At 72.0% G+C, this 1445-nt stretch carries 2 protein-coding genes; both read right to left on the minus strand.

The window, feature by feature from the left end; genetic code table 11:
- A partial coding sequence (locus ACFC1F_RS43375; protein WP_376167345.1) for an ALF repeat-containing protein occupies window positions 1-853 on the minus strand: 853 nt, incomplete at its 3' end.
- A gap of 261 nt (window positions 854-1114) precedes the next feature.
- A partial coding sequence (locus tag ACFC1F_RS43380) for a hypothetical protein (protein ID WP_376167346.1) occupies window positions 1115-1445 on the minus strand: 331 nt, incomplete at its 5' end.

A 1445-nucleotide genomic window follows, 5' to 3' on the forward strand; every position in this document is an offset into this window, starting at 1 on the left:
GGGCGGCCTTGGTCTCGGCGGCAGCGCGCTCGGCGGCCTCCTTCGCCAGCTTGGTGGCGTCCAGCGCCTTGCCGGCCGCGTCCTTTGCGGTCTGGGCCTGCTGCCCGGCCTGGGTGGAGGCGTTGGTCGTCAGGTCCGCCAGCTGGGCGACCGTCAGGGTCTCCTGGTCGTGGGCGGCGGCCGTCTGGTAGCCGTACTGGAGGAACAGCTGGACGTCATCCATGGTGCCGTCCAGGGCGGCGCCGGCGGCCTTCTTCAGCTCCGGACCGCCGGAGGCCATCAGCTGGGAGAGATGGACGCGGTCGTCGTCGTTCCTGGCCTTGAACTGGCCCTCGTTCAGGAACGCCGTAACGTCCGCCAGGGAGCCGTCCATGGCCTTGCCCGCGGCGTCCTTCACACCGGGTCCGCCGGCCGCCATGATCTGCGACAGGAGGACCCGCTGGTCGTCCTCGAAGGCCTTCTTGAGGCCCTTGTCGAGGAAGGCCTTCAGATCGGCCGCGGAACCCTTGAGCGCGGCCGTGCCGGCCTCACGCACACCGGGTCCGGACTTCGCGACGAGTTCCTCGATCTGCGCCCGCAGGTCCTGGTCGGCCGCTGCGGCCTGTCCGGTGGCCAGGAACTTCTTCAGGTCGTCGTCGGAGCCGGTCAGCGCGTTCTCCGCGGCCTGGCGTACCACGGGGCCGCCGGCCTGCCAGGCGGCAACGGTCTTGACCCGGTCGGGGTTGGGCCCGGTAGCCAGCGGCGTGTCCGCCGCCGCGGCCGGGACGGTGAGCAGCCCTGTGAGCAGGCCGCCGGCCACGAGCCCGGTGGCCAGTCGCCACCGTGGGACCCGTGAGGTCCAGAATTCCCTCATCGGAATTTCGCGTTCCTGTCTGTGTCGGGGCACCGAAGTGCCGGGCTCAGTGCCGTCCTGGATGCCGACGGCCCTGGGCGTTGCTGGATTCGCGGCGCGTCCTGGGGTGGCGCACCGCGCGGTCTGCCGCCCCGCCAGGAGGGGCGGGGCGGCAGATGGTTGTGGGCCCGGCAGGGTGACCGGCCTGCGCGGGACTGGGGGGTGCCGACCGGAGGCCGATGGCCCGCGAGCGGCGGGCCGCCTTCCGGCCGGCGCCGGGGGTCAACCGGCCGGGGTGGCGGTGATGTTCTGGATGGCGCTGCTGGTGACGGCGTAGAAGGTGGTCCAGCTGCCGTCGGCCTTCTTGTCGGCGGTCCAGATCTGGTTGTCGCTGCCGAGGGCGAACAGGCGCACGGTGTCACCGATGGTGGTTGCGGCGAGCTGCTTGACGCCGCTGGCGTTGGGGACCGGGTCGAAGGTGCTCCAGGGGCCGTTGTCGGTGCTGTCGGTGGTCCAGATCTGCTGGTCGGCGCCGGCGGCGAACAGGCGCACGGTGGTGCCGACGGTGGTGGCGGTGATGTGCTGGATGGCGCTGCTGGGGATCGCCGTGAAC

The organism is Kitasatospora sp. NPDC056181 (assembly GCF_042266225.1).
Classification (GTDB): domain Bacteria; phylum Actinomycetota; class Actinomycetes; order Streptomycetales; family Streptomycetaceae; genus Kitasatospora.